General features: G+C 30.7%; 21 protein-coding genes, 1 tRNA gene and 1 pseudogene. 8 read left to right on the top strand and 15 right to left on the bottom strand.

The features are described 5' to 3' along the window. Both QZ286_RS10300 and QZ286_RS05750 read right to left on the bottom strand, forming a co-directional pair. Positions 1-55: helix-turn-helix domain-containing protein (locus tag QZ286_RS10300; protein ID WP_367243730.1), on the bottom strand; the 55-nt coding region annotated here is incomplete at its 3' end. A 19-nt stretch (positions 56-74) separates the two neighbouring features. Then, positions 75-221, bottom strand: a pseudogene (locus QZ286_RS05750) (transposase); the annotation flags it as partial. Positions 222-391: 170 nt separating this feature from the next. On the opposite strand from QZ286_RS05750, the gene QZ286_RS05745 reads away from it, so the two are divergent. Next, positions 392-544: a hypothetical protein gene (locus QZ286_RS05745; RefSeq protein ID WP_291256015.1), complete on the top strand. Its 153-nt coding sequence runs from the start codon at positions 392-394 to the stop codon at positions 542-544. Between the two features lie 287 nt (positions 545-831). Here QZ286_RS05745 and QZ286_RS05740 read toward each other — a convergent pair. The 3 genes from QZ286_RS05740 to recA form a co-directional block, all read right to left on the bottom strand. After that, a tRNA-Leu gene (locus QZ286_RS05740) sits at positions 832-920 on the bottom strand. Between the two features lie 60 nt (positions 921-980). Next, complete coding sequence (gene nagA / locus QZ286_RS05735; protein ID WP_291256014.1) at positions 981-2,126, bottom strand: N-acetylglucosamine-6-phosphate deacetylase; 1,146 nt, start codon at positions 2,124-2,126, stop codon at positions 981-983. A 185-nt stretch (positions 2,127-2,311) separates the two neighbouring features. Next, entirely contained in the window at positions 2,312-3,382 is a 1,071-nt protein-coding gene (recA, locus tag QZ286_RS05730; RefSeq protein ID WP_291256013.1) for a recombinase RecA, read from the bottom strand. A 193-nt stretch (positions 3,383-3,575) separates the two neighbouring features. Between recA and QZ286_RS05725 the strand changes: the two genes are divergently transcribed. Further along, positions 3,576-4,238 (top strand): sugar permease, encoded by a 663-nt coding sequence (locus QZ286_RS05725; protein ID WP_291256012.1) that lies wholly within the window; start codon positions 3,576-3,578, stop codon positions 4,236-4,238. 33 nt (positions 4,239-4,271) lie between these two features. Continuing rightward, positions 4,272-5,252 carry a UDP-glucose 4-epimerase GalE gene (gene galE / locus QZ286_RS05720; protein ID WP_291256011.1) on the top strand — a complete coding sequence of 327 codons (981 nt, stop codon included), beginning with the start codon at positions 4,272-4,274 and terminating at the stop codon, positions 5,250-5,252. Between the two features lie 48 nt (positions 5,253-5,300). Here galE and thrS read toward each other — a convergent pair whose 3' ends face one another. The 10 genes from thrS to rpmE all read right to left on the bottom strand — a co-directional run bounded on the left by thrS (position 5,301) and on the right by rpmE (position 16,379). Further along, positions 5,301-7,214 (bottom strand): threonine--tRNA ligase, encoded by a 1,914-nt coding sequence (gene thrS, locus QZ286_RS05715; RefSeq protein ID WP_291256010.1) that lies wholly within the window; start codon positions 7,212-7,214, stop codon positions 5,301-5,303. Positions 7,215-7,251: 37 nt separating this feature from the next. Beyond that, positions 7,252-11,022: a hypothetical protein gene (locus QZ286_RS05710; protein WP_291256009.1), complete on the bottom strand. Its 3,771-nt coding sequence runs from the start codon at positions 11,020-11,022 to the stop codon at positions 7,252-7,254. A gap of 190 nt (positions 11,023-11,212) precedes the next feature. Further along, positions 11,213-11,530 (bottom strand): thioredoxin domain-containing protein, encoded by a 318-nt coding sequence (locus QZ286_RS05705; protein WP_291256008.1) that lies wholly within the window; start codon positions 11,528-11,530, stop codon positions 11,213-11,215. A 99-nt stretch (positions 11,531-11,629) separates the two neighbouring features. Beyond that, a complete protein-coding gene (locus QZ286_RS05700; RefSeq protein WP_291256007.1) occupies positions 11,630-12,946 on the bottom strand; it encodes an FAD-dependent oxidoreductase in 1,317 nt (438 codons plus the stop codon). 60 nt (positions 12,947-13,006) lie between these two features. Further along, positions 13,007-13,699: a tRNA (adenosine(37)-N6)-threonylcarbamoyltransferase complex dimerization subunit type 1 TsaB gene (tsaB, locus tag QZ286_RS05695; protein WP_291256006.1), complete on the bottom strand. Its 693-nt coding sequence runs from the start codon at positions 13,697-13,699 to the stop codon at positions 13,007-13,009. Beyond that, positions 13,680-14,144, bottom strand: a complete 465-nt coding sequence (gene tsaE / locus QZ286_RS05690) for a tRNA (adenosine(37)-N6)-threonylcarbamoyltransferase complex ATPase subunit type 1 TsaE (protein ID WP_291256005.1) — start codon at positions 14,142-14,144, stop codon at positions 13,680-13,682. The genes tsaB and tsaE overlap by 20 nt, the downstream gene beginning before the upstream one ends. Next, the gene (gene rfaE2 / locus QZ286_RS05685; RefSeq protein ID WP_291256018.1) at positions 14,137-14,637 is read right to left on the bottom strand and encodes a D-glycero-beta-D-manno-heptose 1-phosphate adenylyltransferase; all 501 of its coding nucleotides are present in this window, start codon (positions 14,635-14,637) and stop codon (positions 14,137-14,139) included. Before rfaE2 ends, tsaE begins: the two co-directional genes overlap by 8 nt. 61 nt (positions 14,638-14,698) lie before the next feature. Continuing rightward, the gene (locus tag QZ286_RS05680) at positions 14,699-15,313 is read right to left on the bottom strand and encodes a CoA pyrophosphatase (RefSeq protein WP_291256004.1); all 615 of its coding nucleotides are present in this window, start codon (positions 15,311-15,313) and stop codon (positions 14,699-14,701) included. A 163-nt stretch (positions 15,314-15,476) separates the two neighbouring features. Further along, positions 15,477-16,100 carry a uracil phosphoribosyltransferase gene (gene upp / locus QZ286_RS05675; RefSeq protein ID WP_291256003.1) on the bottom strand — a complete coding sequence of 208 codons (624 nt, stop codon included), beginning with the start codon at positions 16,098-16,100 and terminating at the stop codon, positions 15,477-15,479. A gap of 66 nt (positions 16,101-16,166) precedes the next feature. Next, positions 16,167-16,379 (bottom strand): 50S ribosomal protein L31, encoded by a 213-nt coding sequence (gene rpmE, locus QZ286_RS05670; RefSeq protein ID WP_291256002.1) that lies wholly within the window; start codon positions 16,377-16,379, stop codon positions 16,167-16,169. A 157-nt stretch (positions 16,380-16,536) separates the two neighbouring features. Between rpmE and QZ286_RS05665 the strand changes: the two genes are divergently transcribed. The 5 genes from QZ286_RS05665 (at position 16,537) to QZ286_RS05645 (ending at position 21,529) form a co-directional block, all read left to right on the top strand. Beyond that, positions 16,537-17,157, top strand: coding sequence for a ribonuclease H family protein (locus tag QZ286_RS05665; protein ID WP_291256001.1), 621 nt, complete (start codon positions 16,537-16,539; stop codon positions 17,155-17,157). A gap of 15 nt (positions 17,158-17,172) precedes the next feature. Next, positions 17,173-17,862 carry a TIGR02206 family membrane protein gene (locus QZ286_RS05660; RefSeq protein ID WP_291256000.1) on the top strand — a complete coding sequence of 230 codons (690 nt, stop codon included), beginning with the start codon at positions 17,173-17,175 and terminating at the stop codon, positions 17,860-17,862. Between the two features lie 202 nt (positions 17,863-18,064). Next, positions 18,065-19,003, top strand: coding sequence for a TDT family transporter (locus QZ286_RS05655; protein WP_291255999.1), 939 nt, complete (start codon positions 18,065-18,067; stop codon positions 19,001-19,003). A 538-nt stretch (positions 19,004-19,541) separates the two neighbouring features. Further along, entirely contained in the window at positions 19,542-20,687 is a 1,146-nt protein-coding gene (locus QZ286_RS05650) for an acyl-CoA dehydrogenase (protein ID WP_291255998.1), read from the top strand. 56 nt (positions 20,688-20,743) lie between these two features. Next, a complete protein-coding gene (locus QZ286_RS05645) occupies positions 20,744-21,529 on the top strand; it encodes an electron transfer flavoprotein subunit beta/FixA family protein (RefSeq protein ID WP_291255997.1) in 786 nt (261 codons plus the stop codon). Positions 21,530-21,546 lie beyond the last annotated feature (17 nt).

Below are 21,546 nucleotides of genomic sequence, written 5' to 3'. Positions count from 1 at the left end.
TCTTTTGTTCTTCGCTTGGATAAATTCTAAATTTATATGCTTTTAGCTGTTTCATTAGTCTACCTCCTTCAAAATTATTTACTCTTTTGTCCTTGTTCCTCTATATACTTTTTTATGACTTCAAGTGGAGCTCCTCCAGTGATCAACAAACAAAAACTTTTAGACCAAAACATTTCTTTCCAAAGATATTTTCTTGTATGTGGAAATTCTTTTTTTATTATTAATACAGCAAAAATACTGAATGACAATTGCTATCTAATTCCATTGTTTTCACTCCTATTTTTATATATCTACTGATTATGTTATATCACTTTATCTTCTAAAAAGCAATAGAGCAATTCATCGCACCACCTATAGAGGTGGGTGACTTCTTGCTCGTTAAGTTAAAAAAATGGATAGTTTAATAGAACATTTTTCGCCATATTTTTTAGCAGAAGTCAATCAATACATTAAATATCAAATTTTAACTAAAGAAAAAAATGAAGATACATTATTTTCTATAGGTATTAATTATGGTGTCATTAAATTTTTAAATAATAAATAAAAATTCCCTCTTCCATCTTATGATAAAAAAGGGGTATATATGGTATTGCTAGATTTCTCATAGAGATTATGACACCTTAATTTTCTATTTTTGCAAAATTACAAACTACTACTTAGGGTGTATTACTCACTATAAGTTTTTACTTAAATGGTATAGCATATTTTTGAGCACAAAAAAAAGACCTTCTTCAAAATTTTTTGAAGAAAGTCTTAAATTTCTACATCAGACCTGAGTAGTTACATAATTGTAAAAAAAAGCACATCTAAAAGATGTGCTAACCTACAAAGTGGTGCCTAGAGCCGGAATCGAACCGGCACGGTAACTAAATACCACAGGATTTTAAGTCCTGTGCGTCTACCTGTTCCGCCATCCAGGCAGTTGCCTTCACAACAAATTTATTCTACTATATTTATATTATTTTGTCAATATTTTTTTATTAAGCTTGGAATTTTATTTCTCCTTTTACTACAGTCATCTCAACACTATAATCTGGATTTAATAAAACTATATCTGCATCTTTTCCCTCTTGAAGAACACCTGCATTTAAACCAAACTCTTTAGCAGCGTTTGTACTTGTCATCTTAACTGCATCAAATATACTATATCCTAACTCTATCATATGTTTAAATGCTTTATCCATAGTAAGTACACTTCCTGCTAAACTATTATTACTTACAAGTCTAGCTTGTCCATCTCCTACATATACATCTAATTCACCTAATTTATAATTTCCATCAGGTAAACCTGTAGCACACATAGCATCAGTTATACATAGTACTCTGTCTACACCCTTAGCTTTTATTAAAAGTCTTACTGCCTCTGGATGTACATGGATCTTATCAAAAATTATCTCTGCATTAACATTATCATTAACCATTACAGCACCTACTACACCAGGTTCTCTATGAGTGAATCCTTTCATTCCATTATATGTATGAGTAGCATGTGATATTCCTGCTTTTACAGCTTCTTGAACCTCTTCAAAAGAGATACCAGAGTGTCCTACTGAAACTACTACATTGTTCTCTTTTAAGTATTTTATAGATTCTAGAGCACCTTCTCCCTTAGCAGCCATTGAAAATAATTTTACAAGTCCTGGTTTTACATTTAGATACTCTTCAATCTCCTGAATTCCAGCTGGTTTAATATATTTATCATTTTGAGCTCCCTTATACTGAACATCAAAATATGGTCCTTCCATATGTGCACCAAATATATTTGCACCTTCTATTCTCTCATTTTGTAATTTTCCTATTTTTTCCAATACCTCTTTTAATGTCTCTTTATCACTTGTCAAAGTTGTTGCTAAAAAGTTAGTTGTTCCATGTTTAACTATAAATTTAGATATAGTTCTCAATGCCTCTTCGCTATTATCCATAGCATCAGCACCACCTGCACCATGAATATGAACATCTATAAATCCTGGAACTATATATCTTCCCTCTACATCTATTCCACCTAATTCTCCAAACATAGTTCCTTCATAGATCTTCTTTATCTTTCCATCTCTTAATACGATTGCTCCATTTATTATTCTATCTGGTAAAACTATTTTAGCATTTGTTAATATTAATCCTGACATAAGAATCCCCCTCTTAAACCTTGAATTTTAAAATCAATATATCTGCCTTACATTAATATTTTATTACATTTTTATTATTTTAACAATGATTTTTTTTAATTTTTCTAAGAAAGTTGATTCTGTATGCACATATCTACTGTATTTTATTTTTATTCTCTTCATTCCCTGACCACACTCTAATCTCTTTAATTTTCACTCTCTATTTCCTCTGTCTCACTATCCTCAACAACTATTTTTTTCTTTTTTGCCTCACCATTTTTTAGGATCTCAAGTACTTTTTCCTCTATCATTTTAAAAAGTTCCTTTTCCTCTTCTAGTCTATTCTTAACATTTTCCTTTCCCTGTCCTAGTCTGATATCTCCAAAACTAAACCAAGCTCCAGACTTTGAAACAATGTCATTATCTAAAGCTAATTCAAATATCTCTCCTACTCTTGTTATTCCTTTACCATACATTATTTGAAAATTAGCCTCTTTAAATGGTGGTGCTACCTTATTTTTAGTTATTTTTACAACAGTTTCATTCCCTATTATCTCATCTCCCTGCTTTACACTTCCAACTTTTTTCACTTCCATTCTAACTGAAGCATAAAACTTTAATGCCTTTCCTCCTGTTGTTGTAGTCTGAGGTCCAAATCCAAAACCTCCTATCTTATCTCTTATCTGATTTATAAATATCATAGTAGTTTTTGATTTATTTAGAGATCCTGTTAATTTTCTTAAAGCTTTCGACATCAATCTTGCCTGTAATCCCATTTGTTGATCTGACATCTCACCATCTATTTCAGCTTTAGGTACTAGAGCAGCTACAGAGTCAATAACAATCAAATCTACAGCCCCAGATCTCACTAACATATCAGCAATCTCCAATGCCTGTTCTCCATAATCTGGTTGTGAAATCAATAATTCATCTACATTAACTCCTAAAACCTTAGCATATTCAGGATCTAATGCATGTTCAGCATCAATATAAGCCACTATTCCATTATTTTTTTGAGCTTGTGCTACAACATGAAGAGCTATCGTTGTTTTTCCTGAGCTCTCTGCACCATAGATCTCTACTATCCTTCCCTTAGGAACACCATTAACACCTAGAGCTATATCTATATTTAGACTTCCTGTAGATATAACATCTATCTCCATATTAAGATTGCTTCCTAATTTCATAATGGAACCCTCTCCAAAATCTTTTGTAATCTTTGTAAGTGCCTGTTCCAAAGCTTTTTCTTTACTCATCTCTTCTTTTTTTACAGCCATGTTCATCACCTATTCTTTATTTATAAAAATTGTATATCTATATCTATTAATAATATAACACATTATAATTATTTTGTAAATATAATTTTCTATAAATATAGATAAGAAGAAATTTAACTTTTTTTTACTCTAGTTTTATGCTATAATTCAGTTAATCTTATAAAACATTATATTGATTTGGGTGAACAGATATATGTATATGAATTTTTTGAAAAAATACTCTCTCTGGGTATTTTCTATATTTGTAAATTCTTTTGGAAACTGTTTGTTAATAAAAAGTAATATTGGTAGTGGTCCATGGATAGCGGCTAGTATGGGGATTGCACGATCTTCACATCTACAGATAGGTGTCTGTACTATAATTTTAAATTTTTTAGTCTATATACCTATTATCATTATATCTAAAAAGTTTAATCTTTTTAGATTGATAGGTTCATTTTTTGTAGCCTATATCTTTGGAATATTTTTAGATATGTTTTTAAATCTCTTTTCTACTATTTCATTTGAAAACTATCTATTGAGAATTTTAATATTTTTAATTGGAGATACAGTGCTTTCAGCTGGAATTTCAGTCTATCTTAGATTAAATATAGCTCTCAATCCATTTGATCAATTTTTACAAACAGTTAACGAATATTTAATCTCTGATATTAAAAAAGCTAATCTTGTCTATTTAGGAGTTCCTCTTATTTTGGCAATTAGCTTTGGAATATATAATGATTTTGATTTTACAGGAATTGGAATAGGAACACTAATTATGTTTCTCTTTAATGGAGTTTTTATTAAATTCTTCCACAAAAAAATTTCCATTCCTTCTGAAATCTTATTTCCTAGAAGATATATACAAAAACATTAAAAATTTTTATTAATATAATTAGGAGGATATTAGATGAAAAATATATTAGTTACTGGTGGTGCTGGTTATATTGGAAGTCATGCTGTAGCTGAACTTCTTGATTCAGGATATGAGGTTGTAGTTGTAGACTCTCTTGAAAATGGTTTTATAGAGTTAGTTGATAAAAGAGCTAAATTTTATCAAGGAAATGTTCAAGATTCTTCTATTATGGATACTATATTTTCAGAAAATAAAATAGATGCTGTTATGCATTTTGCTGGATATATAAAAGTCCCTGAAAGTGTTGTTGAACCTAACAAATACTATCTTAACAATACTTATACTGTAATGTGTCTTATAGAATCAATGAGAAAACACAATGTTAAAAATATTGTATTCTCATCTACAGCTGCTGTATATGGAGATGTAAAAGAGCCTGAGCCAGTTGAAGAGACTCACTCAACACTTCCTATCAATCCATATGGAATGAGTAAATTGATGTCTGAGAGAATTATTATGGATTCAGCTGCTGCTTATGGATTAAACTACTCTATTTTCAGATATTTTAATGTTGGTGGAGCACATGAAAAACATAATATTGGACAAAAAGGTGAGGGGATAACTGCTCTTATTCCACTTATATTAAAAGCTGCTAAAGGAGATATCCCTAAGCTATCTATCTATGGAAATGATTTTGATACTAAAGATGGAACTGGAATTAGAGATTATATACATGTTGTTGATCTAGTAAGAGCACACATTCTATCACTTAATAAGTTAGCTGAAAATAAAAGCAATATCTACAATTTAGGAAATGGTAATGGATTCTCTGTTTTAGAGATGCTAAACTCTGCTAAAGAGGTTACAAAAATAGATATACCTGCTGAATTTACTGGTAGAAGAGCTGGAGATCCACCTTGTGTTATTGCCTCTAGTAAAAAAGCTGTGGCTGAGCTTAACTGGAAACCAGTTTATACTGATGTTAAAGACATTATAAGAACAGCTTGGGAATGGAATTTAAGAAATAAAATCTAAGTTAATTACAAAAGAGAGTGGTATAGTTTCCCATACCACTCTCTTTTATTACTTATCAAATTTTACTTCTGCTTCTGCTACGATCATATTTACAAATTCATCTAATTTCATTGAAACTTGCTCTTGTGATCCTCTTCTTCTTACATTAACTTCTTTGTTCTCAACTTCATTTTTACCTATGATTAATTGAACAGGAACTTTGTATTTTCCATTAGCTTCTCTAATTTTGTAACCTATAGATTCAGCTCTATCATCTAACTCAACTCTTATTCCTTTTTCTAATAAGATATTGTATATCTCTTTTGCATATGGAACTGTTTCATCACTGATAGTTAATAGTTTTACTTGAGTAGGTGCTAACCATAATGGGAAAGCTCCAGCATAGTGCTCAATTAAGATTCCAATGAATCTCTCTATTGAACCATACACAACTCTATGTATCATAACTGGTCTATGTTTCTCTCCATCTTCTCCTATATAGCTTATATCAAATCTCTCTGGTAAGTTGAAGTCTAACTGGATAGTTCCACATTGCCAAGTTCTTCCAATAGCATCTTTAATTTTGAAGTCTAATTTTGGTCCGTAGAATGCTCCATCTCCAGGATTTAATTTATATGGTTTTCCAATTTTATCTAAAGCTCCTGCTAGTGCTGATTCAGCTTTTTCCCAAATCTCATCTGATCCTATAGCTTTTTCAGGTTTAGTAGATAGTTCTATATGATACTCGAATCCAAATAATTTACTATAGAACTTATCAATTAAGTTTACTACTCCTATAATTTCACTCTCTATTTGCTCTGGAGTCATAAAGATATGAGCGTCATCTTGAGTGAAACATCTTACTCTCATAAGTCCGTGTAATGCTCCTGAAAACTCGTGTCTATGTACAGTTCCAAGCTCTCCACATCTAATCGGTAAATCTTTATATGAGTGTAATTGGTGTTTGTAAGTTATTACTCCTCCTGGACAGTTCATAGGTTTGATTGCAAATTCAGTCTCATCTATTGTTGATGTATACATATTTTCTCTATAGTTAAACCAGTGTCCTGAAGTTTCCCATAACTCTTTATTTAGCATAATTGGTGTCATTATCTCTGTATATCCAGCAAGTGTATGCTCTCTCTTCCATAGATTTATAAGAGTATTTCTAATAGCCATTCCTTTTGGTAAGAATATTGGGAATCCTGGTCCATACTCACTCATAAAGAATAACTCTAACTCTTTTCCTAATTTTCTATGATCTCTCTTCTCTGCCTCTTCTAATAGTGTTAAATAATCTTTTAATTTTTTCTCATCTGAAAAAGCAAATCCATATATTCTTTGTAACATCTTATTGTTTGAGTCTCCTCTCCAATAAGCTCCTGCTACTGATTTTAATTTAAAAGCTTTTAGGTATGAAGTAGAAGGTACGTGAGGTCCTCTACATAGATCCATAAACTCACCCTGTTTATAGAAAGATAACATCTCACCTTGAGCTATCTCTTTTATTATCTCTACTTTATACTCTTCTCCTAACTCTTCAAAATGCTTTATTGCATCCTCTCTAGTCATCATTATTCTTTCAATTTTTTCGTTCTCTTTAACAATTTTTTTCATTTCAGCTTCTATTTTAGCTAAATCTTCCTCTGTAAATTGAACTTTTGGATCGAAGTCATAATAAAATCCATTCTCTATAGCTGGTCCAATTGCAACTTTTGTTCCTGGGAAAAGTCTCACTACTGCTTGTGCCATAAGGTGAGCTGTAGAGTGTCTTATAACCTCTTCTCCATCTTCAGTATCAGGAGTTATAAACTCCACCTTAGCTTCCCCATTTAATAAAGTTGACATATCAACCAATTCATCATTCACTTTAGCAGCTACTGATTTTTTAGCTAGTGAATTGCTTATACTTTTAGCTATTGTAAATAAGTTTACTTCTCCTTCAAACTCCTTTACATCTCCACTTGGTAATATCGCTTTCATAATTTTTCCTCCTATTATATCATCAATTTTTCATCTTTTAATCTACTATATCCTCTACTTTCAATCCGTCAAACATATAGGTTTCTGGCTTAGTTTTCTTATCTACACCAGTGTCAGCACCTATACCAAATATTGGATTGCTTGGGAAGGTTAGAAGTGTAAATTGAAGAGCTGCTCTCCACTCATAATCTCTAGCACTTAAAACATACTCTTTCTCAAATGCTACTGACCATTGATAGTATCCCATCTCTTTTCCAATCTCTATTCCTAATCCATCTAAAGATGATTTTCTAGCTCTTTCGTTACTACTTTGTTTTATCTCTCCTTTTAAATCTTCATAGAACTTAGCATAAGTTTTTAAAGTCCAACCTTCACTCGGTTTACCTATCTTCGTTACTAGGCTTATCTTATGTTCTCTATCTACTTTGCCCCATTTTTTATTTCTCCAATCAGCATTTTCATCAACTTCATATCCTATACCAAATCTATTTTGTGAATAGAATACTCCAGCTTGTATCTCTTCAAGAGAGTCCCAGTAGTCCTCTGTCATCTTGTATCTAGCTTCGTTTCTCTGTAACATCAAATTAACTCTGAAATTACGTTTATACTCTCCCATATTTGTAAAATCATCATAGATACTTCTATTCAATTTAAAATCTACATGATTTCTCTCTCTATTTCTCAATATATCTCTAACTCTATATATCTCTTGTGGAGTCAATGAGTTAGAATCCTTATCAAACTCTATCTCTGCATATCTTCTCAACTCATCATCACTAAATCTCTTATCTCTATATTCATAGTTAAATGAGATTATATCTGAGTTTTGACTATTGTAATTTCTACCATCTAAAGTTAGATCTCTAGCACCTTTTTCATTGTGGTTATAGATCTCATAAGTAGCTCTATAGTAATTCTCTACATCTCCACCATCTAAGAAAGATACTCCATAAATTTGGTTTTTAACATCTAGCTCTTCCTCTAATGTCTTATAGTTTCTTCTATTATCTCTACCTTCACTAAAATCTAGTCCTAATCTATTATCTCCAAAAGTATATTCATATGAATAGGTATTCAATCTAATTTTTTCTTTAGCATTATCTATATTCAATCCATTGTTGTATTTAGGATCTATATCCCAAATTCTTGAATCTATACTATTGTTTTGATAAGACAATCTATGATCTCCTAAATAGTAAGTCACACCATAGTCTCTAAAAGTGTAGTAGTTATAATTCTCTTTGTTTAAAGTCTCATCTGTATACTTTTTATCTTCACCATAATTTAAAACTAATGATTTATCTCCATCTATTTTAAATTCTAGATCATTTTTTACAACTTCATTATTTAATTTGTTAGTAGCTGGATTTTCTGCTCTTTTGTAATCTATAGTATATATAGTTTCAGTGTTCCCAACTGTGGTATTAATACTATCCTTCACTTGATATATATTATCTTTATTTTTTAATCTTATATACTCAGCACTTCTTCCATTAGTATCTTCACCAAAATTCACACTTCCAGAATCATAGTCATATCTTTGATAAAATAACGTCAAATTATTAGCCATAGATAGATCTATAGTTCTATCTCTATTCTCTTCGTTATTAAATACAGTCATTGTATGATTTAACTTCAATTGAGTTCTTAATGTAGAATCCTCTCCACTAGCAAAATTTCCTTTTCCATTATTGCTATATGGATTGTAACCACTGGTATACTTATCGTATCTAAGTCCTCCAAACAGAGCAATCTCTCCAAAGTTATCTAAAGAGATCTCATCTCTTTGAGCACTCACTTCATAGAAATCTGAATTATTAATATATTTTCTATATCCATCAGCTGTATAAATTCCAGTTCTATCCCAGAACTCCTCCTCTGTTTTTCCACCAGCAAAAGTAAATTTAGTAGTATCATTGAATATATCTACATAACCTCTTTTTTGCTCAAAATTGCTATAAATAATATCTTCAAATCTATTATACTGCTTACTTCTTTCATTTCCTTTTATAACTTTTTCTCTCAATGGATCATTATCAAGATTTAGCTCTCTAATCTCTGAATAGTAATCATATCCTGGCTTTATCTTGTAATCCCCTGTAAAATCATACTCTCCAAAAGATACTCTCAAATCTTTTGTATCAAACTCATTATACTCTTTTACCATACTTGGAGAATAGTCAGCCTTAAATTTACTACCATACATACTATTGTATTTAAGTAGGCTATCTAACTTCGGATCTCTCTCCCAAAGTCCAAGCTTTCTAAATCTATCTCCGTTTTTCTCATCATAAGAGAATCCTACTTTAGTTTCCTTATCTAAGTATTCAAAACCAAAATCCTCTGCTCTAGATTGAGTATCATCAAATGTTGATCCTGGATCCATATCGTATAAATAATTATAGTATCCACCTATTTTATAGCTCTTATTGTCTTTATATAACTCCACCTGACTAAATAGATCGTTATCTATACTACTTCCATAAGATACATCATCTATATCATCATATACCATTAAAGCATAAGCTTTTTTATCATCAGTTAATTTCAACTTACTCTTTAACGTTATATCCTTATCGGCACCTAGATTTTTTAAGTCAGCATCCATACTGAAAAAACTCATAGTTTTAGTCAGATCAGGTCTTACTCCCTCTTCCTCTTTCGCTCCAAATCTATTGTTGTTTGTATAGTCTACTACTATATCTTCCAACCTAGGTATCATATTATAAGTTGCATTTATAGTATTAAAATACAATTTTCCATACTCTGCATCATATTCATGAGTATAGTTCACTCTGTATCTTTTCTTTTTCTCTTCATGCTCTAAATACTTTCCAGCATCTTTCATAGGATCTAATTTACTTGTATCTAAACTCTTCTCTTTAGAATGAACTAACCAATCATCTACATTCAACTTCATAGTTCCAAAGTTATCAGTTTTATACCAGTTCTCCCATCTACCTACCAAAACACCCATAGTATCAGCAAATTTCGGAGCAAATCCACCTATATACTTATCTTCTCTATCTCCATACAAGAATCCCCAAGAAACATTCCAACCATAGTAGTCGTCTGTTCCCCACTGAGGAAATAATGGTACTTGTGAACCTTGTCTTATATTAGCTCTATACCAAGGAAATCTAAATGGTAGTCTACTTTTATCTCCAAGAAAGAAATCACTATTTTTTAAAGTAATTTGCTTATCAGGCTCTATTATTATATTTTCAGATAAGAAATGATATCCTGCATCATTTGGATCTTTCGTTTTCATTATGTTAAAATCCGTTGTAAGCCATCCATCATTTATGAAAATTTTATTATCTTTATACTGAATCTTATCCCCACCAAAATATATATTATTATTTGGTGCTTCAGCTCCAGTTACCTTAGAGACATCTAAATATCCAAAATTTTTATAAAATTCCCCATCTGTTCCTGCAAGTGATACATTCCCACCCTCTAATGACTGTAGGCTCAAGTCTCCTACCTCATTAGAAAAAAGCGTTTGAAGTTCTCCATTCACATAAGCTCTATTCTTTTCAATATCTCTTCTTATATCATAGGCCTTTAGTTCTAAATCTCCCTGTTTTAAATTTATTCCATTTTTTGCTTTTAATGTATTATTTAATAGGTCGATCTCTACCTCATCTGTCCCTGCTAATATTGCCCCTTCTCTCTCTTTTTTCAATTCGATTTGAGTGGCTGAAGAAGATAAATTTGAAACTGCTGGAATCTCTTCCAGTTTTATTCCAAAAACTATATATGATACAACTACGAATGCTACTGCTAATCTTATCCTATCCCTCATAATCTAATCCTCTCTGCAAACTGAATATTATTAGATAATTATACCATATCTTTATTTATTTTGTCTAAAATTTATTTGAAAGAATAAAATAAAAAGAAGAAATCATCTCTAAAATCATATTTTTCATATGTTTAGAAACGATTTCCCTCTCTTTAATTTTTAATTTAACTATCAAAATCAAGAGCTCTATCTATCTCAATTCCCTTAATTTTTCTCTCAGTTCCTCTTTTGATTTCATTCCATTTAATTGGCATATTCTACTTCCTTCACCAAAAAATATAGTTACGGGAACACTAGTTATTCCAAACTCATAGGCTAAGTTTGGGTTTTCATCAACATTTACCTTGAATACTTTTATCTTTTCTTCTGTAGATATTGTTTCTAAAATAGGAAGTAACATCTTACAAGGACCACACCACTCTGTTACAAAATTAAGTATTACTAACTCCTCTTCACTATTCAAGTATTCAGAAAAAGTTGCGTCATTTAAGTTTATTAACCTATTCAATTCTTCCTCCTAATTTCTGATAATGTTCAAAACTCTTAATTTTAGTAGTCAGAAATTGTTTCTTTACATTGTACAATATTTTCAAAAAAAATCCAAGCTTTAATTATATAATTTTGCTAAGATCTGGATTTTTCTAATTCCCTCTCTTACACCTTTTATCACTGCCACTGATTTTCCAGTATCACCTATTAATAGTGCCCCTACTAGAATCTCATTTTTAAAGAAAAATTTTCTATAGATATTTTTCTCTGCATTATAGTCTACAACTGTCTCACCTGAATCAGTTATATTTCCAATAGAAAGAAGTTGTGTATTCATTCCTTCAAAGCTAAGTGGTTGTATCTGCTCACTATAAATTTTTTCTTCACCACAAATATTGGCACCTGCAATTTTTCCCTGTTCCATAGCTACTTGCCACAATCCTATTATCTTTCCATTATATTCAGCTATATCTCCACAAGCATAAATATCTTTTATAGATGTTTCCATCTTCTCGTTTACTATGATACCTCTATTTACATCAATCTTAGTAGAAAGCATAAATTCTTTGTTTGGAGCAATACCTGCACTGATTATAACCAAATCAGCATCTAACTCAACTCCGTTTTTCAACACTACTTTCTCTACACAATCGCTACCTGTAAATCCTTTAATCTCTACTCCTGTCATAATATTTACCCCAGAAGTTTTTATCAATTTTTCTAATAACTCACTACCTTTTTCATCCAATTGTCTTGGAAGAACTCTCGGCATAACTTCTAATACAGTTACATCTAAACCTAAATTTTTAAATCCCCAAGCAGCTTCAAGTCCTAAAACTCCTCCACCTATCACAACTACTTTTTTAGATTTTTTAGCTGTATCAATTATATCATAAGTTTCTGCCATCTCTCTTATAACTCTAACATTTTTTAGATCTTTATTTTCAAATGGTGGAACACAACATCTAGCTCCACTAGCTATTACTAAAGAATCATAATTTAATCTTTTCCCACTAGCCAGTTCAACAAATTTATCATCTGTTGCTACAGAGATAACCTCCTCTTCAAGCAGTAGTTTGATATTTCTTTCATCATACCAACTCTCTTTTTTTATTAACATTCTCTCCATAGGAATCTCATTGTCTATTATCTCTGTTAATCTTGTTCTGTAATATGGTAGATACTTTTCTTTGGAAATTATTGTTATTCTAGCTTTTTTATTTCTACTAGAAACTGCATCTGCTACATTTACAGCTGCAACTCCACCTCCAATTATTAATATATCCACCTCTTTTTCTATTGAGTTTTCTGACACTTCTACCTCTACCAATTCAAAAAGCTCCTGTCCAACTCCACATACTGGACAACTAGACGGTTTTTTGTCATAGTCAAATAATTCATCACAAACTGTACATCTCCACTTTTTTACTAACATAAAGTTCCCTCCATTTGAATTTAAGTATCATAATTTATCCTAATTTTATTTACAAACTACTTAACAATTCTTGCTTAATCTCTCTTCTCTTTCTCTTTCTGCTTGAGATTTATTAACATAAAAAGGCTCTAAAGTATAGATATTATCTTCAGCTCTTGTAATTGATAGCTGTCCTGCTATTACAGCTCTTGGGATTGAGTTAGCTCTAGTAACGATTTTAGCATCTTCTCCTAAAATCTCTTTGATTATACTCTCATATGCTATAGCACCATCTCCGCAAAAAATTGGAGTTTTTCCTTTTAAGCTTTCTAATAACTCTCTTATCTCCCCATCTTTATAGTCACTTACTCTTTTTAATTCACTATTTTTTTCATATATAGAGTAGTATACTCTCTCTTTTCTCGCATCTATTAATGATACAATTTCCCCTTGAAATCCCTCTATATTATTTGCTAATAGATCTAGCTCATTTATTCCAACAATACTTTTTTCTGTTCCGTAACATAAACCTTTAGCTACAGCCACTCCTATTCTTATTCCTGTAAACGATCCTGGTCCAACTGTTATAGCTATTCTATCCACATCATTTATAGTTAATTTTGTCATTTTAAATAGATTATCTATCATTGACATTATAACTGCTGAGTGATTTATCTTAACATATATATTTAACTCTCCTATCACTCCAATTTTATCATCATAAAGAGCTACACTTCCTATCTTTGTAGCTGTATCAATGGCTAAAACCAACATACTCCAACATCTCCTTATCTTTCATTTCATCTCCTATATACTGTAATTCCACTTCTCTAGTATTTTCAGTATGATAGTTTATTTTAATCTCAATATATCTTTTAGGAAGCTCACTCTCTATTATATTAGCCCATTCAATCAAAAGGACTCCATCACTATTTAAATAGTCCTCATAACCTATCTCATATATCTCCTCTGCTTCACCTAAACGATATACATCAAAGTGATATAGTGGTAGCCTTCCACTTAAATACTCTAATACATAATTAAATGTTGGACTTTTTATCTGCTCCTTCACTCCCAAAGCTTTAGCAAATTTCTGTGAAAATGTAGTTTTTCCAGTTCCTAAATCACCTATAAGAGCTATCACTGTATTTTCACTAGAAAAATCAGCTAACTTCTCTGCTAATCTATCTAGCTCTTCAAAAGTGAGTATCTTATTCATTATTTCCTCCATCATCTTTAGTTTCATCATCTTTAAATTGAATTTTATTTACTATATTAGTAGTTGATTTTCCCTCAACAAAGGACAAGATTCTAACTTCGCCACCATTTTTCTCCACTGTAGCTGTCTCTGGTAGCTCCTCTTTTTTATAATCTCCTCCCTTTACATGTATTGAAGGCTTTATTTTCTCCAGTGTCTCTATAGGTGTAAGTTCATCAAATATCAATGTAAAATCCACTGCTTTTAATCCTGATAGCATCTCTGCTCTATCAATCTCATTATTAATTGGTCTAGTTGGACCTTTTAACTTTCTTACTGAGCTATCTGAATTAACTCCTACAATCAATACATCCCCCTGTTTTTTAGCATCATTTAAATATCTTAAATGCCCTACATGTAAAATATCAAAACATCCATTTGTAAACACTACTTTTTTACCTTGAAGTTTTAACTCTTCTATCACTCTTGCAGCTGTTTCTCTGCTTAATATCATCTTTAACAAACCTCCTGTTATCCAACTATTTTCCTCTATATTATACCACTTTTTCTTAAGGTTAGCTATACTTCTGTATAAACTCATATATAATTTCTGCTGTAATTCCCCAAATTACCTCTTCTTGATAATTATAAAAGTATACATCTCTAAAATACCCAGTCCAAGAGTTTCCATACCTTTTAGGTAGTTTCAGCTCACTAGGTGAAAACATAGGTATATTCTTCATCTCTATCTTTTCTATTCTCGGCTCATTCTCCTTAAAAAATTTAATTGGAACAAACAGAAGTTTCTCTACTTCACTTGTATTAAATCTCATCTCTTTTACATTTTTTATATTTAGTTGTCCAATATAGATATCTAGTAGCATTCCTCTTGGTGTAATCAAACTACCAAATTTTCCCAGTATCTCTATCTTATCTCTATCTATCCCCAACTCTTCATAAGTTTCTCTACAAGCTGTAGTTTCTGTTGTTAAATCTGCTACATCATACTTCCCACCTGGGAATGAGATCTCTCCACCCTGTCTTATCTGTGAGGCTCTTTTCTCTAATACTATATACTCCTCTCCCTCTATTACAACCATAGCTATAAGAACTGCAGCTACAATATATTTTTCTTCTCCTATTATCGCATTTTTATTATCTGATAATAACTTCAAAAGTTTATTTTTCATATTTTCCCTCTTCAATCATTTTATATATAAATTTTATCACTTATACACTATAAATTAAAGTATTTATACAATTATTTTTTAAATATTTTTTAGATATAAAAAAAAGAGAAATACCTAGTATCTCCCTTTTTTATACATTAAAAAAATATTTATCAATTGATAACTATTTAGTTCCAAATATTCTATCTCCACAATCTCCTAGTCCCGGATAAATATATCCTTCAGCTGTTAAACCTTGGTCTATTTTAGCTGTGTATATAGCTACATCTGGATGTTTATTTAAAAGTTTTGCAATTCCTTCTGGAGCAGCAACAAGACACATAAATATAATATCTTTTACTCCTTGATTTTTTAAATAGTCTATTGCATATACAGCAGATCCTCCTGTTGCTAACATAGGATCAACTACTATTACTTTTCTTGAAGTTATATCTACAGGAAGTTTACAATAGTAATATACAGGTTCTAATGTCTCTTCGTTTCTATACACTCCTACATGTCCAACTTTAGCTGTTGGCATAAGATCTAGTATTCCATCTGTCATTCCTAATCCAGCTCTTAATATTGGTATGATTGCCAATCTGTCTTGTAATTCACAACCTGTTGTTGTCATAAGAGGTGTTGTAACTTCTTTATCTTGTAATTTTAAATTTTTTGTTGCCTCATATGTCATAAGTTTAGCAATCTCATTTAAATTTTCTCTAAATGATTTAGTGTCAGTATCTACACTTCTCATCAATGTTAATTTATGCTGAATCAATGGGTGATTAATCTCTATTACCGCCATGTCATTCCTCCTTAAATATATTTTTATAAAAAAAGTAGGATATTAACCCTACTTTCCTTTAATAAACTATTTTTTGATGCTATATTTTTTATTGAATTTGTCAACTCTTCCAGCTGCATCGATAAATTTAGCCTTTCCAGTATAGAATGGATGGCATTTTGAACATACTGCTACTTTAAGCTCGCTCCCTTTAGCATATGTTGATCTTGTTTCAAATTTTTCTCCACAAGTACACTCAACAGTTACTACATTATATTGTGGATGAATTCCGTTTCTCATATTTTCACCTTCCTACAAAAATTTTTCTTAATATCGAAGTTATTTTATCATACTTCTCAATTTTGTGCAACTATTTTTTGTTTGTTTCAAAAAAAAATTGTAAAATTTTAATTTATGAGCTAAGATATCTCTATGAATACATTTCAGGAGGAAAAGTGTGGCAAAAAAAATTTATGCATATTTCTTAGAAAAGGAAAATAAAAGTGGAATAGTTGAAACTTGGGATGAATGCAAGTTAATTGTATCTGGAAAAAAAGCGAGATATAAATCTTTTCCAACTATGGCAGAGGGGAAACTTTGGCTATCCAATGGAGCTAACTATGAAAAAAAAGCTGAAATAAAGAGAGAGATTCAAAAAAATCTTTCTTCTGGAATATATTTTGATGCTGGAACTGGTAGAGGTATTGGAGTAGAAACAAGGGTAACTGATGAAAGTGGAAAATCTTTATTACACTATAATACATTGGGATATACGACTAATGAGTTTGATAATATCTATCTTGGAAAAGAAAAAACTAATAATTTTGGTGAACTATTAGGTCTTTTGCTAGCTATTGACATTGCAACAGAATTAAATTATAAAAATATCTATGGAGATAGTAATTTAGTTCTCTATTTCTGGTCAAAAGGTATGTATAAGAGAGATAATTTGGCACCAGAGACAGTGGAGCTGATCTTAAAGGTTATAAGAGCTAGACAAATCTTTGAAAACAATGGTGGAAATATTCACTATATTTCTGGAGATTATAATCCTGCAGATTTAGGATTCCACAGATAAAGGGGGAATTTTGGTATGGAGAATTTTAAGATTTTTAGTAGTGAACATTTTTGGATAATTTTTTCCAATGTTTTATTTTTTATTTTTTTAATAATTATTGCTAACTTTTTTAATAAAAAGCGATTTGCAAAACTCTCTGCAGTAGCAGTATTTTTACTTAAAATCAGTGAATTGGTTTATAGATATATGTATAATAGTGAAAGCATCTCTCAACTTTTACCACTTCATCTTTGTAATATAACTTTAATTTTTATTATAATTATGATGCTCAGTGGTTCTAATACTTTGTTTCAACTATGTTATTATTGGAGTTTAGGAGCTATTTTTGCAATCATTACACCAGATATAAAGTACTCATTTCCTAATTTTATGACTTTGAGTTTTTTCATTACACATTTTTATATATTATTTGCAGTGATCTATGCATATGTACACTTCAAATTTAGACCTACATTAGGTGGCTATTTTTCTGCTTTCTTTTCTATTAATTTAATAGCTTTGGGAGTGTATTTTATAAATGATAAACTTGGTACAAACTATCTATATATAAATAGGTTACCTTCATTTTCATCTCCACTAAACTATTTTGGAGAGTGGCCTAATTACATTATTGTTGCAGAGTTAATATATATTATTATCACTTATATCGCTTATCTTCCTATGAGAAATAAAGCTGTTAAGTTTAAAAAAGAGAGTTTTTATTAAAATATAAACATTTCTAAATTCTTAAAAAACTACTGAAATTAGAACATTTTGGTAGTTTTTTTATTACTCTTCTACATCTATAATAATTTTTTATTATCATAAAATAAATAATTATAAATTTTACTAATATTTAACTAGACTATTTTTAATAAAAATATTATAATGACTCTGTTAATTAAAAATTTATAATAAGGAGAGTATTATGAGATCTTTTAAAGAGGTTTTTAAAGCTTTGCCTGTGGCACTTACTGGTTTGGCTTTAGGAATATCAGGAATAAGTGGAGCTTTGTCTGCTATTTTTAATCCTGCTTTTTTGTATATTGGAAATTTTATTTCTTTGATGTTATTATTACCTATAATTATTAAAAACTTTTTACATTTTGATGTTTTTAAAGAAGAGTTAAAGCACCCAACAATAGGAAGTTTTATCCCCACTTTAGATATGGCTCTGATGAATTTTTCTGTAGTGTTATATCACTTTTCTCCTGTTTTAGGAAAAAGTTTATGGCTATTATGTATAGTTCTACACTTTATATTTGGTACATCATTTATTTACCATCGTTGCAACTCTTGGAATATGCATCATATGATCCCAAGTTGGTTTGTTCCACCAATTGGAATAGTTGTAGCTTGTGTAAGCTCTTCATCTATGGGTATGCCATTCTTAACACAGATTATTTTCTACATTGGTTTTGTTTTCTATATAGTTATGTTACCATTGATGTTGTACAGAATAATTTTTGTAGAAAGAATCGATGATGCAAGACTTCCTACATTTGCTATTATGGCTGCTCCACCAAATCTATGTTTAGCTGGTTACTTGGTTGCTTTTAGTAGCCCTAATCCTGCAATTGTAAATTTTCTTTTTCCATTAGGAATATTTATGACAGCATTAATATATATAGCAATGTTTAAAATTTTTAGATTAGATTTTACTCCAGTATATGCATCATTCACTTTCCCATTGGCTATAAGTTCTACTGCTATTTTAAAATATTCAAAATACATTAGTAGTTTTGATCCAGCTAGAGGAGAGTTTTGGTATGACTTTGCCTGTATAGCATCTATTATGGCTACTATCTTAATCTCAGGAATATTCATAAAAATGTTAATCTTTATTAAGAAGAATATTCTTGCTTAATTTTGCATCCTCATTCATATTTTTTTAGGCTATTAGCCCTTTATTAGGGCTGATAGTCTTTTTAATTTGGGGATAATTAAAATGGTTAGTTTTTCAATTTCTTGAGATTAAAATTTGAGTATAAAAAAATAAATATCAATATATTCTTGACATTAAAGTAAATTATTGATATAACTAATAATATGAGTCCTATGGATAGACTAGATGTTTGTAAAAAGTTCAATAAATACTATTTTCTTTTTATAACTAAATGTGATTTTTATTAAAAAAACTTAATTTTTTTATAAAAATATGCTATACTATCAATAGGAAGAATCAATAGGATTTAAACAGAAAATATTTTTTGTTTCTAAATCTATCTGATTCTATATAGTAGTTAAAAACTGCTAGGTAAGGGGAGTATCAAGGGGAGTTTGCTTTTTCGTCCCAGTATAGGATTAATAACTTTAAAATTATACTAAAATAGATTTTGAAAAAGTTATATTATGAGTTCAAGCAAATAATGAAAGAGTAATTTTTTTGTAGGAGGATTAAAAGAATGGAATTTAATATGCCTAAAACACATGAACTTTTCAGACAAATGATAAGAGAATTTGCTGAAAAAGAGGTAAAACCTCTAGCTGCTGAAGTTGATGAAGAGGAGAGATTCCCAGTAGAAACAGTTAAGAAAATGGCTGAAATTGGATTAATGGGTATCCCTATTCCTAAAGAGTATGGTGGAGCTGGTGGAGACAACGTAATGTACGCTATGGCTGTAGAAGAGCTTTCTAGAGTTTGTGGTACAACAGGAGTTATCGTTTCTGCACACACTTCATTAGGAACTTGGCCAATTTTAAAATTTGGTACTGAAGAGCAAAAACAAAAATATATTCCAAAATTAGCAAGTGGAGAGTGGATTGGAGCTTTCGGATTAACTGAGCCAAACGCTGGAACTGATGCTGCAGGACAACAAACTACTGCTGTTTTAGATGAAACAACAAATGAATGGGTTATCAACGGTTCTAAAATATTCATAACTAACGCTGGATATGCTCACGTATATGTAATATTTGCTATGACAGACAAATCATTAGGACTAAAAGGAATATCTGCTTTCATTATTGAAGAAGGAACTCCTGGATTCTCTGTAGGTAAAAAAGAGAAAAAACTTGGAATCAAAGGATCTTCTACTTGTGAATTAATATTTGAAAATGCAAGAATCCCTAAAGAAAACTTATTAGGACAAGTTGGAAAAGGATTTAAAATTGCTATGATGACTCTTGATGGAGGAAGAATAGGAATTGCTTCTCAAGCATTAGGAATCGCACAAGGTGCTTTAGATGAAACTGTAAACTATGTAAAAGAGAGAAAACAATTCAAGAGAGCATTAGCTCAATTCCAAAATACTCAATTCCAATTAGCTGACTTAGAAGTTAAGATCGAAGCTGCAAGACTTCTTGTTTACAAAGCTGCATGGAGAGAAAGCAACCACCTACCATATACAGTAGATGCTGCTAGAGCAAAACTATTTGCTGCAGAAACTGCTATGGAAGTAACTACAAAAGCAGTTCAACTACACGGAGGATATGGATACACTAGAGAATATCCAGTAGAAAGAATGATGAGAGATGCTAAGATTACTGAGATCTATGAAGGAACTTCAGAAGTTCAAAGAATGGTAATCGCTGGAAATCTTTTAAAATAGTTATTAAATAATTTAAGAAATTAAAAGTTCAGGAATTAATATATGGAGGATGCAAGATGAAAATAGTAGTTTGTATAAAGCAAGTTCCAGATACAACTGAGATAAAATTAGATCCAGTAACAGGAACATTAATTAGAGATGGAGTTCCTAGTATTATGAACCCAGATGATAAAGCTGGATTAGAAGAAGCATTAAGATTAAAAGATAAATATAATGCCCATGTAACTGTTATTACAATGGGACCACCTCAAGCTGAAGCTATCTTAAGAGAAGCTTATGCAATGGGTGCAGATAGAGCAATACTATTAACAGATAGAAAATTTGGAGGAGCTGATACTTTAGCTACTTCTAACACTATAGCTGCTGCTTTAAGAAAAATAGATGCAGACTTAATAATCGCTGGAAGACAAGCAATAGACGGAGATACTGCTCAAGTAGGTCCACAAATTGCTGAGCACCTTGATTTACCACAAGTATCTTATGTTAAAGAGATGCAATATGATGATAAAGACAATAGCTTAACTATAAAAAGAGTTGTTGAAGATGGATACTACTTAGTAAATGTTCAATTACCTGCTCTTGTAACTGTATTAACTGAAGCTAACGCTCCAAGATATATGAGAGTTAAAGGAATCGTTGAAGCATTTGATAAACCAGTTGAAACTTGGACATTTGATGATATCGAAATAAATCCTGAAATAATTGGATTAAAAGGATCACCTACAAAAGTTAAAAAATCATTTACTAAAGGAGCTAAACAAGCTGGTAAAGTATTTGAATTAGACACTAAAGAAGCTGTTGAATTAATTGTTGAAAAATTAAAAGAGAAATTTGTTATCTAATTAACAAAAAACCTTAA

The organism is Fusobacterium sp., from assembly GCF_019012925.1.
GTDB lineage: Bacteria > Fusobacteriota > Fusobacteriia > Fusobacteriales > Fusobacteriaceae > Fusobacterium_A.
The sequence above is the reverse complement of the archived record's forward strand: the minus strand, read 5'-3'. Positions and strand labels throughout refer to the sequence as shown.